Origin of the sequence: Burkholderia sp. CpTa8-5 (assembly GCF_017815045.1) — a bacterium.
Taxonomy (GTDB): Bacteria; Pseudomonadota; Gammaproteobacteria; order Burkholderiales; family Burkholderiaceae; genus Burkholderia; species Burkholderia sola.
This window is the reverse complement of sequence record NZ_JAGIQD010000001.1, coordinates 307256-320572: the sequence shown is the minus strand read 5'-3', so window position 1 is coordinate 320572 and position 13317 is coordinate 307256. Positions and strand designations below refer to the sequence as shown.

The following is a 13317-nucleotide window of genomic DNA, read 5'->3' as shown; positions in this document are numbered from 1 at the left end:
ACGACATCCTTCAACCGATCCCCCATCCGAGCGAGGAATCCATGCAGCATCGCTTCATCGATACCGTCCTGATCGTCGACGGCGCGTCGACCGCCGCGTACCTGGCCCCCGCGTTTCGCGCCTACGGCATCCGTTGCGTGCACGTGATCAGCGACCCCGATCTGCCGGCAATCTATCGAAACCAGTTCGTGCCGTCCGACTACATCAGGCAGGTTCAGCATCGCGGCGACATCGACGCGACGCTCGCGCAACTGGGCGACCTGCGGATCGGCGCGGTGCTGCACGGTCTCGACGCGGCGCTCGAGCTGGCCGACACGCTGGCCGAGCGGCTCGACGTGCCGTCACGCAACCCGCTCGCGACCTCCGCCGCGCGACGCGACAAGTTCGCGATGAACGAGCGCATTCGCCAGGCCGGGCTGCGCGCGCCCGCGCATTTCCACAGCACGTCGGTCGACGAAGCGCTCGATTGGGCGCGCGCGCACGGTACCTTGCCGCTCGTCGTGAAGCCGGCGCGCAGCGCGGGCGTGGCCGGCGTGAAGATCTGCCGGACGCTCGCGCAGGTCGAGGCCGCCGCGCGCGACGTGCTCGCCACCCGTTCGCTGTACAACCAGCCGAACGACGACATCGTGATCCAGAGCTATTCGGAGGGGCAGGAATACATCGTCGATTCGGTGTCGTTCGAGGGCCGCCATCGCGTGGTCAGCCTGTGGGAAGTGCATCGCGACCGCACGCACGCGCCGCGGCTCGACAAGATGCTGGTGCTGAACCACGCCGACCCGCGCTACGCGCCGCTGCTCGACTACGCGGCCGACGTGCTCGACGCGCTCGACGTGCGCTTCGGGCCGACTCATCTGGAGCTGTTCGATACGGCCGACGGCCCGACGATCGTCGAGCTGAACGCACGGCTGCACGGCAGCCTCGACCCGCGGCTGACGAGCGCGGTCAGCGGCGAGAATCACGTGTCGGCCACCGTCGAAGCCGTGCTGCATCCGGAGCGGCTGTTCGGCGACGTCGCCACGCCGACGGATTTTCACGGGTACTGCGGGCACGTGCTGCTGCTTTCGTCGCGCAACGGCGTGCTGCGGCAGGATTTCACGTGGCAGGCGATCCAGGCGCTACCGTCGTTCGTCGGGCTCAAGCAGTGGATCAAGGTCGGCGACACGCTGCGCGTGACCACCGACCTGCAGACGGCGCTCGGCACGGTCGGCCTCTACAGCCCGACGTTCGAGCGACTGCTCGAGGACTGCGCGCGCATTCGCGAAATCGAGGCCGATTTCTTCGCGGATGAGTGCGCGGTCGTGCCGGCCTAGGGCTGCGGCGTGCGTGTGTCAGCGCGCGAGCAGCGCACCCGCCCGGCGGCCGAGCACCGCGCGCAACGCGTCGAGTTCGGGCAACGCAGGCGCTTCGTCGGGCGTGACGAGGTAGGTCGTCACGCTGTCGAGATCGTCGAATGCGTGCGTGCGCAGCTCCTTGCGCGCCACGTGTTCGGTCGTGATCCGTTTCGGCAGGATCGCGACGCCCATCCCGGCCGCGACGCAGCCGAGGATCGCGCCGAACGTGCCGAACGACGACACCGATTCGATCGCGACGCCGCGCGCCTTCAACCAGTACTCCGCGACCGCGCGATACGGACAGCCGTCGTGAAACGCGAGCAAGCGCACCGTGTTGTCGGCCAGCAGCTGCCGGCGCGTGACGGTCGCCGCGCTCACCAGCACCATGTCTTCCGCGAACGCGGGCTCGTAATGCAGCCCGGGCCGGACCACCGCGCGTGCGGTCAGCGCCGCGTCGAGCCGGCCGCGCAGCAGCGCGTCGGCCAGATCCGGCTCGCTGCCGATCTGCACCGCGAGGCCGAGCGCCGGATCGCGCTCCTTCAGCGCGGCGGCCAGCGCCGGCAGCCGCGTGGCGGCCGTGCTTTCCATCGAGCCGAGCCGGAAACTGCGGGCAACCGGCGTTTCGCGCACCACCTGCGTCGCTTCGTCGACGAGGCGCAGGATGCGGTCGCAATACGGCATCAGCCGGCGTCCGGCATCGTTCAGTACCAGCCGCTTGCCGTGCCGGTCGAACAGCAGCGCGTCGAGCGACTCTTCGAGCTGGCGCAGCCGCGCGGTGACGTTCGACTGCGTACAGCCGAGCCGTTCGGCCGCACGCAACGCGCTGCCTTCCTGCACGACGGCCCGGAAAGTTTCGAGCAGAGGGATGTTCATATCAGTTTCTCTTGTTACTGATTAATCTTATATCATTTTACTTCGCTCATCATCGGGATTAGCCTAGCGGGTATTCCCTGCCGGCCGCCTCTCCAAGGAATCCGCATGCCATCCGCTGCCTGCTTCGGCTTCACTCCCGTCCGCCGCCGGCCCGAGGTTCGTCCGTGCGCGCAGTGATCGCCGCGCTGGTGCGGCGCGGCCCGACCGTGCTCGCGTGCGGCGTCGGCCTCGGGTTGCTGGCACCGCCGCTCGCGGATCTCGCACGGCCGCTGATGCCCGTTACCGTGTTCCTGTTCGTGCTCGGCACGTTGCTGCGCGTCGAGCCGAGCGCCGTGCGCGCGGTCGCACGGCGACCCGCCGTGTCGCTGCTGCTGCCCGCCGTGACGATGATCGCGTGCCCGGTCGCGCTCGGCATCGCCGCGCGGCTCGCGGGTTTGCCGTACGACTGGGTCGTCGCGCTGGTGATCGCATACTGCGCGCCGCCGTCGAGCGGCACGTCGACGATCGCGCGAATGCTGTCGCTCGACGCCAGTGTCGCGCTCGTCGCGACCCTCGCGTCGATGGTGTTCGTGCCGCTGACCGCGCCGTTGCTGACCGCGTGGTTCAGCCACGACGCGGTGGTGTCGATTTCGCCGTCGAGCCTCGCGCTGCGGCTCGCGCTGCTGATCGGCAGCGCCGAGGGCGTCGCGCTGCTCGTGCGGCGCTTTGCAGGCGCGCGACTCGCGCGCCATGCGACGCCGATCGATGCAACCGTCGTCGTCGCGCTGCTGATATTCGCGCTCGGCACGATGGCCGGCATGCAGCAGTCGATCATCGACGCACCGCACCGCGCGTTGACGGCGATCGCACTCGCATTCGCCGTCAACGCGGGCTTCCAGATCGTCGCGTACGGGCTCACGCCCGGCGACGTCCGCACGCGCCTGAACGTCGCGCTGATCGTCGCGAATCGCAACGTCGGGCTGATGTGGGCCGCGCTCGGGCTCGCCGCGACGCCGACCATGGCGCTCGTGTTCGCGTGCGCGCAGCTGCCGATCTATACGCTGCCGCGCGTCGTTCAGCATCTGCTGCCGCGCCTCGAAGCGCAGCGACTGCGCCGGCGCGCACGCTAGCCGGCATCCCTCTTCCGCCCTCGATCCAGGATTCATCATGAAGCGACTCATCTTGATCGGCGCACGCGCCACCGGCAGCAGCGTCGCACTGGTGCGCGCCGCCATCGCACGCCAGGTGGCCGTGACCGTCATCACCGCACCCGGCCATCGTCTCGATGGCGTGTTTCCCGACGGCGTCGAGACGGTCAACCTCGCGCCCGACGCCGGCCAGCTCGTCGACTGGCTGCGCGCCCGCTTTCCGGACGAACTCGACACGCTGCGCGTGACGACCGCGCACGACAGCTATGCGCGCACCGCCGCGTGGGTCGCCGATGCGCTCGGCCTGCCCGGCCCCGATGCGCGGCACGTCGCGCATGCGGTGTCGAAGTCGAACCAGAAGGCACTGCTCGCCGCGCACGGAATCCCGGCCGCCCAGTTCGTCGCGGGCACGCTCGCCGCGCCGGCGGCGCTCGCGGCCGCCGCGGCGCCGTTGCGCTTTCCGGTCGTCGTCAAGCCGTCGGAAGGCTCCGCGAGCGACGGCGTGCGCCGCTGCGAGGACATCGCGGCCGTGCGCGCGCAGCTCGACGCGCTCGCTGCCGCACAGGCCGATGCACCGTCGCTTGCGACCGAACGCATCGTCATCGAGGAATTCCTGGACGGCAGCGAATACTGCGTCGAGTATTTCGACGGCCGCTACGTCGGCGCGCTGCGCAAGCTGAAGCGGCATGGCGCGGGTTTTCTCGAACGCGGGTATACGTCCGAGCTCGATCTCGACGCCGACACGCTGCGTGCGCTGATCGACGTCGGCACGCGCGCGACGGCCGCCGCCGGGCTCACGTGGGGGCCCGTGCATCTCGACTGCATCGTGCACGACCGCGTGCCGCACGTGATCGAGCTGAATCCGCGCATCGCGGGCAGCTTCATCTGCGACATCGTGCGCGACGGCTACGGCTTCAACGTGGTCGACGCGTTGCTCGACAAGCTCGATGGGCGCGCGGTAACGATCCCCGAGCTGTTCGAGCCGCACGCGTATGCGCGCGCCGAATTCCTGCTCGACAGCGATCCCCGTGCGTGGCGTTTCGCGCAAGGCGGCGAGATCGACGATGGCGCGGTCAGGATCAGCTATGGACCGCAGGTGCTGCCCGATCGTGAACGGCGTGCGTTTCTTTATGTGCGGGTAGCGTTGCCGGCGGTGCACGGTTCAGCGCACGACGTGGGTTTGGCGGCTGAGTGCGGTGAATTGAAATCAACTACCGAGTCAGCCTGACTTCGGGGGAGCGCGGTTTGCCTGCGCCGGCCGCGCATTCAATGCAACGGCGACCACGCCTCCGGCAGGCCGATCGTCGACGTCGCCCGTTCGATCTGTTCCGGCCCGCCTGCCGGCGGCCACAGGCCCTCCGCGTAGTGCCGCTTTCTCAACGCCATGCGTTCTTCCAGACTCGAGAACCCCCAAATGTGCGTGATGCGCGGCGGTCCGTCGAGCGCGTACATGTTGCAGACGAGATGCGACGTATAGGCTTGGGCCGGGCCCACCGCACGTTCCCACGCGGAAATGGTCGGCGCCACACCGCCGGCCTTCAGCCAGTAGCAACGAATCTCATAGAATTCGCCCAATACCGCCGGTTCGATATCGGGTAGAAAAGGAAAAAGTGCGTAACTTTCCATGCTCACTCGAACGGACGCGCTTTCGATCCCGAAAGGTTGCTCGGCGCTCAATGCCCGATTGCGTTCATGCTGCAATTCGTCCGTCGTCTCGAAGCCACGCAGCACGACGACCCGCGATAGCTCGCCAATTTCCGTGCGCCATGCGCCAAGCAGCCGCCCTTGCGCGTCGGCATCCGATACCCAGCGATGTGCACGGCCGGACACGATATTTTGGTCCAGAAGCGGACACGACAACGTCGTGAGTTCATACAGCATGTCTGCCCTCCTTTCGCTCGCCTGTCGCAATGTATTTCCATTGCACTGTATTTCCAAAGCGGTGGCTGATAAACGCGCCGCACCTTGAAACAGAATCCAGTAGCATTGCGCAATGGATCTCTTCAAGGCGATGGCCGTATTCGTCCGCATCGTGGAAACGGGCAGCCTGACGGCCGCCGCGCAAGCGTCCGATCTGTCGCCGACCATGGTCGGCAACTACCTTCAGGCGCTGGAAAGTCGGCTGGGCGCGGTCCTCGTTCACCGCACGACGCGTAAGCAGAAAGTCAGCGCGTTCGGCCAGGCTTACTACGAGCGCTGCGTCGAAGTCCTCGGTCTGGTCGACGACACGGAACAGCTTGCGCTCGATCACCTCGAGCATCCACGCGGGCGTCTGCGCGTGACGGCGCCTGTCGTGTTCACGAACGAGTGCCTGATTCCCGCGCTCGCGGACTATTACCGGCGCTACCCCGAGATCAGGCTCGATATCGTCGCAACCGACTCGCTCGCCGATCTGTTCGACGAGGGTTTCGAGGCCGCCATTCGCATCGGCGCGCTCGCCAATCCGGATGTGGTGGCGCGTCCGCTAGCGCCCTATCGGCTGGTGATGTGTGCGTCGCCCGCTTACGTTCACGAACATGGCGCGCCGACTACGCCGCATGCGCTGCGCGAGCATCACTGCCTGACGTATGCGTATCCGCCCCGATCGGAATGGCACGCGGCACAATCCCGCTGGATGCTGGAAGGCCCGGACGGGCCGATGAGCATCTGCGTGGACGGCCGACTGAAAATCGACAGCGCGGAAGCGTTGCGCCGCGCGACGTTGAGCGGGCTGGGTATCGCGATGCTGCCTTCGATGCTGATCCACGAGGACATTCGCAAGGCGCGCCTCGTCGAGATCATGCCGGACTTCGCCGCCCCCGAGCGGTCGATGAATCTGCTTTATCCGCAACAGAAGCAGAAATCATCGAAGCTTCGCAGCTTTACGGAATTCGTGGTCGACCGGTTCGGCGCCGAAACGGCCTCCCGGACCTGATGCGGCTACCGCCGCCGGTCGCGAAAAAGCCCTATGCCACCGCGCCCGTGCTTCACGCCTTCGCGAAAGCGAGCAAGCGTTCGCCCAGTCTGGCCGGTTGCTCCTGCTGGATCCAGTGGCCTGCGCCGTCGATCAGTTCGATGCCACGCATGCTCGTCGTCGCCTTCGTTCTCATCAGATCGAGCGCGCCCGGCGCCGAATAGGTGCCCCAATCGCTCGTGCCGCCAATGAAGAGCGACGGGACGTCGATCGTCTTGCCCGAAAACAGGCGCAACTCGGCGTTCAGATCAGGATCGGACAACACGCGATAAGCCTGAAGCGCGCCTTGAAATCCGGTGCGGCCGTACTCCGCCGTGTACACGCCAAGTTCCGCATCGGTCAGCCATATGCAGGCACGGGTTTCGGCGGCGGACGGCTGGAATGGCGCGACGGTTTCGGGCATCGTCTTGCCGAGATCCATCACGTAGTACGTGGGCATTTGCGCCAGCTCCGCGGCCGTGAGCGCCTTGAGCGGATGCGGCTTGTTTCCGGGCCAGTCGGCACTCTTGACATGGAAGAATGCGCGAAGAAACGCGGATAAACCTTGGGGCGGGTGCCACATGTCCCGGTTGGCGTTCCGGGTGCACAGGTATTGCTGGTAATACTGTCTCGGCGGATCGAGCGCGGCAAGCGCCGCCGCCAGTTTCCGACCGTCACTGCTCGGTTGAGCCGACGATGTCTCGCTTCGCGCCGTGTCGAACGGAAGCGCCGGCGGGCCGGGGAACGGTGCGCTCATCAACACCACCGACGGAAAGACGTCAGGTCGCGCCAGCGCACAATACGCCGCCACGGGCGAGCCGAGGTCGTGTCCTACCAGCATTGACGTCTGCCGATACCCCAACGCAGAAACCAATCCGAGCGCGTCGCGCGTCATATTCAACAAGCTGAACGGCGCGAGCGGGGCGTCATAGTCGTTCACCCAGCCGGTGGTGCGCCCAAACCCCCGCTGGTCGGGCGCCACGACGTGGTATCCCGCGTCGGCCAGGATGGGCATCAGATGTCGCCAGCCGTAGGCCAGATCCGGAAAGCCGTGCAAAAGCAACGCGAGCGGCCGGCCGGCGCTTTCATGACCGGCCTCGAGAATATGGACGTCGAGGCCGTTCACCCCGTGGATCATGCGCGAGCGCACCCCTTTGGGAAGCGTTCCTGCGGCGTAGGTCGGCATGGTCGGATCCCCTTCTGCTGTCGGGTTTGCGCGGGCAGGTCGAAACAAAGCCGCAATCAGGCCGGCCGCGCCCATCGCCAGGACGGTTCGTCTCGACGCAGATGGCTTGCTCTTGTCGACGGGCATCGTGGCCTCCCGGAATATGGTGATCACCATAGTATGGCGATCGCCATAGCCGGGTCAAGCCGAACGTGGTACTTTTCCGGCATGACACGCAAGACTGACGCTCGCGCTCGCGCGATTGCCACGGCCGAACGGCTGTTTCGCATCCAGGGCTACACCGCGACCGGACTGACCCAGATCCTCGAAGAAAGCGGTGCGCCCAAGGGATCGTTCTACTTTCACTTTCCACGCGGCAAGGCCCAACTCGCGGAAGAAGCAATCGATCAGTACGTCACGAATCGCATTGCCGTCTTGCAGAACATCTCGGCCGAAACGACCGGTCATGCGCTGGATTTCGTGCGTCGGCTCTTCAGCACGTTTGCGGCCGAAATGGTCGCCGCCGATTTCCAGTACGGGTGCCTCATGCAAAACCTCGCCAACGAACTGCCCGCGCTCGACGCCGAGCTGACCGAGCGGGTCGCGCGCGGGTTTGCCGATTCGACCGAGGTGATTGCGGCGCATTTCAGGGGATGCGGTTTTGCTGCCGCGCGCGCATCGTCAGCCGCGACAGCGTTGGTCGCCGCGCTGGAGGGCGCCCGCACGATCGCGCGTCTGGAACGCTCGCCGGCTGTATTCGACGCGCTGGCAGACGTCAGCGGCCAAGGGTGGGGTGCTGCCGAAGGGTGATCCGCCCCGATGTTGTCGTGACGAGCCGTGCCTTCCGCCCATCACGGGGACATTGCCCGTTGTCGTGATGCCGCACCGGTTCGGTATCCGCGAAACCACGAAACTGGAAACGCCCGAAAGCCCCGCGACTTCCCGCGTCCATCGCGAACGCCGAAACCGCAGATCAATGCGAATGACCGAATAATCGAATCACGACGCCGCGCAGCCACCGGTTGCCGGCCTCGTGGTGATAGCGCGCGTGCCAATGCTGCCGCACCGCGAAGCCGTCGACCGGAATCGGGCATGCATGAACCGCGAGATCGTTGGCCTGCGCCAGCGTCTCGCCGATATGACGAGGTAGCGTCGTGATCAGGTCGGTCGTCTGGACGATCGCCCCCAACCCGAGAAACCCCGGCAATTCCAGCACCACGTCCCGCTCGATGCGCGCCTGCCGCAGCGCCTGTTCGAGCAGTTGCGCCCCGGTTCCCGCCGTGATGGCGACATGTCCTTCCGCCCGATACTGCTTGACCCCGAGCCGGCCGCGAATCCGCGGGTGATGCCGATTCACCAGACAAATCCAGTCCTGGTCATACAGCTTCTGCTGGTAAATGCCACCGCCCAGCCACGGCACGTAGCCGATCGCGAGATCGGCTTCGCCGGATTCGAGCGCCCGCTCCGTATTGCCGTCGATCCGCGCGGCTTCGAGCCGGACGCCCGGCGCCTGCGCGCGGACATGGGCCAGCAGCCGCGGCAACAGCGTGACGTGGCTCGCGTCGGTCATGCAGATGCGAAAGCGTCGCTGGGCGGTCGCCGGGTCGAACGCGATCTCCCACGCCGTGAAGCGCCGCAGCGATTCGAGGATTTCCCGGCATGGCCCGATCAGTGCGTCGGCCTGAGGAGTCGGCGCCATGCCGCCGGGCGTGCGGATGAAGAGTGGATCGTGCAAATGTTCCCGCAAGTGCCCGAGCCAGATGCTGACCGTCGGCTGGCTCTGGCCAAGTTGCTCGGCGACGCGCGTGACGCTGCGCACGTCGTACAGGAGATCGAATAGCTGAAGCAGCTTCAGGTCCGGCAGATCGGCGGGCATCGTTTCATTATTGTCCAGGGCAATGACACCATTGTATCCATTGCATTGTCGACATGAGCGATGGCTCCTATCGTGAGGCCATACGTCAAGGAGACAGCATTGAAAATTGCGATTCTGGGAGCCGGCGCACTGGGCTGTGCGATCGGCGCCACCCTCACCGAAGGCGGTCACGAGACCTGGTTGATCGACCGCTCGCCCGCGCACGTCGATGCGATGCGCCGTGACGGCCTGCGGGTCGACGACGCGCGCGGCACCCGGCAGGTACGCGTGCACGCGACGACACAGGCTGCCGAAGTCGGCACGGCCGACATGGTCGTGGTGCTGGTCAAGTCGTTCCACACCGACGCGGCGATCCGCGGCGCGCTGTCGCTGGTCGGGCCCGATAGCGTCGTGCTGTCACTGCAGAACGGCCTCGGCCACGAGGACATTCTGAGCGACGCCGTCGGCCGCGAGCGCGTGCTCGCGGGCAAGACCTACGTCGGCGGCGTGCTGCGCGGGCCCGGTCATATCGAATCCGGCGTGATCGGCAAATACACGTACATCGGCGAACTCGACGGACGCATCACGCCGCGCGTGCAGGCGATCGCCGCCGCGTTCGATGCCGCCGGCCTCGCGACGACGATCAGCGACAACATCGTCGGCACGATGTGGGACAAGCTGCTGGTGAATGTCGCGACGGGCGCGCTGACGGGCCTGACCGGCCTCACCTACGGGCAGCTCTACGACGAGCCGCTGCTGAAGGCGACGTCGCTCGCGGCGGTCGCCGAGGCAATCGCGGCGGCGCAGGCGGCCGGCGTGAAACTGTCGATGACCGATCCCGAACAGGCATGGACGCTCGCCGCCGAGGGCCTGCCGGCCGCTTTCAAGACGTCGATGCTGCAAAGCCTGGAGAAAGGCTCGATCACCGAGATCGACTTCATCAACGGTTCGGTCGTGCGTGCCGGGCAGCGCCACGGCGTGCCGACGCCGGTCAATGCCACGCTCGTCGCCTGCATCAAGGGATTGGAGCGCGCGATGGCCGATCGCCAACGCGAGGAGGCAGCCGCATGAGCGCCACGAAAGCCTATCTCGAACACGTTGCGATCTGGGTGAAGGACATCCACTGGCACATCCGTTTCTTCGAGGACGTGCTCGGCATGACGCTGCGCGAAGTGGACGGCACGCTCGACGCACCGCGGCAGTACTGGACGCTCGGCGGCCTGCAGTTCATCCACGCGCCGGAACATGACGGCCCGGAAGGCCGGCTCGCCCATCTCGGCGTGATGTGCGAGGACCTGGAGGCCGCGCTGGCCGCCGCGCAGCGATTCGACGTGACGGAGATGCCGCAGGGGCGCAACTGGATTCGCCTGCCCGACGGGCTCGCCGTCGAACTGATTCAGGCGCGGCCGGCTTCCTGCGTTGCGCAGGCGCTGGCGATCAACCCGCGCGCGGAGGCATGACCATGACCATCGTCGAGAAATACTGGGACGACGCCCGCGAAGGCGACACCTGCATGAGCCCGACCTACGTCGTGACCAAGGAGCGCATTCTCGCGTATGCCGACCTCACCGGCGACCACACGCCCGTTCACGTGGACGAGGCATACGCGAACGCCAGCCATTTCGGCTGCCTCGTCGCGCACGGGCTGTTCGGCCTGTCCGTGGCCGACGGCCTGAAGACGCAGAGCGACTATCGCTTCCTGCCGGGCATGTCGCTCGGCTGGACCTGGGATTTCCTGCTGCCGATCAAGGTCGGCGACGTGCTGCACGTGACGTTCCGCGTCGGGTCGATGCGGGCCAGCAAGAGCCGTCCGGACTGGGGCATCGTCGTGCTGCCGTCGGAACTGATCAATCAGGACGGGCAGGTCGTTCAACGCGGCGAACATCGACTGATGGTGCCGCGCCGTCCGGAGGCACCGTGATGCAGGCTCGTCCCCTCGAAGGCATTCGCGTCGTCGACTACAGCCATTTCCTCGCCGGCCCGTATGTCGGGCGCTGTCTCGCGGCGCTCGGCGCCGAAGTCATCAAGGTCGAGCGTCCCGGCGCCGGCGACGCCGGACGCCAGCACGCGACCGTGCTCGACGACCAGCAAAGCGGCTATTTCCTGCAGCTCAACATGGGCAAGCGCGGCGTGAGCGTCAACATGAAGGACCCGCGCGGCAAGGCGTTCATGCAGCGGCTGTGCGACTCCGCCGACGTCTTCATCGAGAACTATCGGCCGGGCGCACTGGACAAGCTCGGGCTCGGCTATGAAGCACTGTCGGCGCGCAATCCGGGCCTCGTCTATTGCTCGATTTCGGCGTACGGTCACACCGGCCCCGATGCGCATCGCGCAGGTTTCGGGCTGATCGCCGAAGCGAAGAGCGGGATCATGCAGATGGTCGGCACGCCGGGCGAGCGCCCGCCGCTGCTGCGCATTTCGCTCGGCGACATGTACACGGGCATTCATGCGGTCGCGGCGATCAACGCCGCGCTGCTGGGGCGCGTGAAGAGCGGTCGCGGGCAGCACGTCGACATGGCGCTGTACGACACGCTGGTATCGATGCACGAATACGCGGTGCAGTGCTACACGCTGAAGGGCGTGCTGCCCGAGCAGACCGGGCACGACATGCCGACGTCGACGCTCTATGGCGTGTTCCGCGCCGCGGACGGCGATCTCGTGATCGCCGCGCAGGTGGACGACGCGTGGAAGCGCTTCGCCGCGCTGATCGCGGCACACGGTGGCCCGGCGGGTTTCGGCGCCGACACGCGGTTTCACGACAGCACCGGACGCAACGCGCACCGTACGGAGATTCTGTCGGTGGTCGAGCCGTGGGTGGCCGCGCGTTCCGTCGCGTCGGTACTGGACCTGCTGGACGGCATCGACGTTCCGTGCGCGAAGGTGCAGCGCATCGACGAAGTGTTGAACGATCCGCAGATCCAGGCCAGAGGCATGGTCGTCGAGCAGCAGCATCCGCGCTACGGCACGCTGCGCCTGCCCAACCTGCCGTTCCGGTTCTCCGATTGCGATACGACGATTCGCGACGTCGCGCCCGATCTCGGGCAGCACAACGCGGAAGTCGCCCGTTCTCTCGGGTTCGATTCGGCCGAAATCGATGCGATGCAGGCCGACGGTGTCCTCTACTCGAAAGCGAGCCAACGATGACTGATCAATACGCGGTGATCGGCAATCCGATCGGACATACGAAATCCCCGCTGATTCACGGCCTCTTCGCGCAAGAGACGAAGCAGGACCTCCGCTATACGGCGATCGAGGGCCCGCTCGAGCCGGCAGGCGCTTTCGCTGCCGCGGTGCGTGCGTTTTTCGATGGCGGCGGCAAGGGCATCAACGTCACCGCGCCGTTCAAGCTCGACGCGTTCGCGATGTCGGATGAACGCAGCGAGCGTGCGCAACTCGCGGGCGCGGCCAACGCACTCAAGTTCGACGGCGGCCGCATCCTGGCGGACAACTTCGACGGCATCGGGCTGGTTCGCGATATCGAGGCGAACCTCCATCTGCCGATGGCCGGCAAGCGTGTGCTGGTGCTCGGTGCGGGCGGCGCGGCACGCGGCGCGCTGTTGCCGTTCCTCGAAGCCGGCCCGGCGGAACTCGTGATCGCGAATCGCGACGTCGACAAGGCGCGCGCACTGGCCGCGCAGGTCGCCGGGCGCGGCCCGCTCGTGGCCGGCAGCTACGCGGACCTCGCGCGGATGGGACGTTTCGACCTGGTCGTCAACGCGACGTCGGCCAGTTTGACCGGCGACCTGCCGCCTGTCCCGCCGAGCGTGTTCAGTCCGAAGGGAACTGCTTACGAGCTCGCCTATGGCAAGCGACTCACGCCGTTTCTCCGGCTCGCGAAAAATGCCGGCGTGCACGGGATCGCGGATGGCGTCGGCATGCTGGTCGAGCAGGCGGCCGAGGCGTTCGCATGGTGGCGCGGTGTGCGCCCCGCGACCAGTTCGGTGATCGATCGGCTGGCCGTGCCGTTCGACTGAACACGCGATGGGGATCGGCATGCAGGCGATCCCGATGCGCGATGCCATCGATCGCGACAG

The 13317-nt window shown here is 66.7% G+C and carries 14 protein-coding genes; 10 read left to right on the top strand and 4 right to left on the bottom strand.

Features of this window, described 5'->3' with window-relative positions:
• Positions 1-41: 41 nt before the first annotated feature.
• Positions 42-1310, top strand: coding sequence for an ATP-grasp domain-containing protein (locus J8I35_RS01465; protein ID WP_050015362.1), 1269 nt, complete (start codon positions 42-44; stop codon positions 1308-1310).
• Between the two features lie 18 nt (positions 1311-1328).
• On the opposite strand, the gene J8I35_RS01460 is transcribed toward J8I35_RS01465, so the two are convergent.
• Positions 1329-2204, bottom strand: a complete 876-nt coding sequence (locus J8I35_RS01460) for a LysR substrate-binding domain-containing protein (protein ID WP_209924269.1) — start codon at positions 2202-2204, stop codon at positions 1329-1331.
• A gap of 164 nt (positions 2205-2368) precedes the next feature.
• On the opposite strand from J8I35_RS01460, the gene J8I35_RS01455 reads away from it, so the two are divergent.
• Positions 2369-3313, top strand: coding sequence for a hypothetical protein (locus J8I35_RS01455; RefSeq protein WP_124637515.1), 945 nt, complete (start codon positions 2369-2371; stop codon positions 3311-3313).
• Between the two features lie 37 nt (positions 3314-3350).
• Positions 3351-4559, top strand: a complete 1209-nt coding sequence (locus J8I35_RS01450) for an ATP-grasp domain-containing protein (RefSeq protein WP_124630114.1) — start codon at positions 3351-3353, stop codon at positions 4557-4559.
• Between the two features lie 38 nt (positions 4560-4597).
• Here J8I35_RS01450 and J8I35_RS01445 read toward each other — a convergent pair whose 3' ends face one another.
• The gene (locus tag J8I35_RS01445; RefSeq protein ID WP_209924268.1) at positions 4598-5212 is read right to left on the bottom strand and encodes an NIPSNAP family protein; all 615 of its coding nucleotides are present in this window, start codon (positions 5210-5212) and stop codon (positions 4598-4600) included.
• A gap of 112 nt (positions 5213-5324) precedes the next feature.
• Between J8I35_RS01445 and J8I35_RS01440 the strand changes: the two genes are divergently transcribed.
• Complete coding sequence (locus tag J8I35_RS01440) at positions 5325-6245, top strand: LysR family transcriptional regulator (RefSeq protein ID WP_124630113.1); 921 nt, start codon at positions 5325-5327, stop codon at positions 6243-6245.
• Between the two features lie 52 nt (positions 6246-6297).
• On the opposite strand, the gene J8I35_RS01435 is transcribed toward J8I35_RS01440, so the two are convergent.
• A complete protein-coding gene (locus J8I35_RS01435; protein ID WP_209924489.1) occupies positions 6298-7401 on the bottom strand; it encodes an alpha/beta hydrolase in 1104 nt (367 codons plus the stop codon).
• Positions 7402-7656: 255 nt separating this feature from the next.
• Here J8I35_RS01435 and J8I35_RS01430 point away from each other — a divergent pair, with 255 nt between their 5' ends.
• Positions 7657-8238 (top strand): TetR/AcrR family transcriptional regulator, encoded by a 582-nt coding sequence (locus J8I35_RS01430; RefSeq protein WP_245170045.1) that lies wholly within the window; start codon positions 7657-7659, stop codon positions 8236-8238.
• 163 nt (positions 8239-8401) lie between these two features.
• On the opposite strand, the gene J8I35_RS01425 is transcribed toward J8I35_RS01430, so the two are convergent.
• Positions 8402-9322: a LysR family transcriptional regulator gene (locus tag J8I35_RS01425; protein WP_124592796.1), complete on the bottom strand. Its 921-nt coding sequence runs from the start codon at positions 9320-9322 to the stop codon at positions 8402-8404.
• 81 nt (positions 9323-9403) lie between these two features.
• On the opposite strand from J8I35_RS01425, the gene J8I35_RS01420 reads away from it, so the two are divergent.
• Genes J8I35_RS01420 through aroE form a run of 5 tightly spaced genes read left to right on the top strand, consistent with a single transcriptional unit; the run spans position 9404 to position 13257 of the window.
• Positions 9404-10354 carry a 2-dehydropantoate 2-reductase gene (locus J8I35_RS01420; RefSeq protein WP_050015377.1) on the top strand — a complete coding sequence of 317 codons (951 nt, stop codon included), beginning with the start codon at positions 9404-9406 and terminating at the stop codon, positions 10352-10354.
• Complete coding sequence (locus tag J8I35_RS01415; protein WP_050015379.1) at positions 10351-10743, top strand: VOC family protein; 393 nt, start codon at positions 10351-10353, stop codon at positions 10741-10743. The genes J8I35_RS01420 and J8I35_RS01415 overlap by 4 nt, the downstream gene beginning before the upstream one ends.
• Before the next feature lie 2 nt (positions 10744-10745).
• Positions 10746-11204 carry a MaoC family dehydratase gene (locus tag J8I35_RS01410; protein WP_209924488.1) on the top strand — a complete coding sequence of 153 codons (459 nt, stop codon included), beginning with the start codon at positions 10746-10748 and terminating at the stop codon, positions 11202-11204.
• Entirely contained in the window at positions 11204-12427 is a 1224-nt protein-coding gene (locus J8I35_RS01405; protein ID WP_050015382.1) for a CoA transferase, read from the top strand. The genes J8I35_RS01410 and J8I35_RS01405 overlap by 1 nt, the downstream gene beginning before the upstream one ends.
• A complete protein-coding gene (gene aroE / locus J8I35_RS01400) occupies positions 12424-13257 on the top strand; it encodes a shikimate dehydrogenase (RefSeq protein ID WP_050015384.1) in 834 nt (277 codons plus the stop codon). The genes J8I35_RS01405 and aroE overlap by 4 nt, the downstream gene beginning before the upstream one ends.
• Positions 13258-13317: the final 60 nt, after the last annotated feature.